The 275-nt window shown below is 69.5% G+C and carries 1 protein-coding gene; it reads right to left on the bottom strand.

Annotated features, from left to right (window positions below; genetic code table 11):
• On the bottom strand, window positions 1-275 hold a 275-nt coding region (locus UWG_RS31070), incomplete at both ends, for a HAMP domain-containing protein (protein WP_033196376.1).

Below are 275 nucleotides of genomic sequence, written 5' to 3'. Positions count from 1 at the left end.
TTGACCGAGTCCGTGAGGTCCTTCCACGTACCGGCCGCACCCGGGACGTGCGCCTGACCGCCCAGCGCGCCCTCGATGCCCACCTCGCTGGCGACGCGCGTCACCTCCGCGCCGAAGGCGGAGAGCTGGTCGACCATCGTGTTGACGGTGTGCTTGAGGTCCTGCATCTCGCCCGAGACGTCGACCGTCACCTTCTGCGAGAGGTCCCCGTTGGCCACCGCCTTCGTCACCTGCGCGATGTCACGCACCTGCGCCGTGAGGTTGCGGAACGCCGC

This window comes from Streptomyces xiaopingdaonensis (genome assembly GCF_000262345.1).
In the GTDB taxonomy this organism is placed as follows: domain Bacteria; phylum Actinomycetota; class Actinomycetes; order Streptomycetales; family Streptomycetaceae; genus Streptomyces; species Streptomyces xiaopingdaonensis.
The sequence above is the reverse complement of the archived record's forward strand: the minus strand, read 5'-3'. Positions and strand labels throughout refer to the sequence as shown.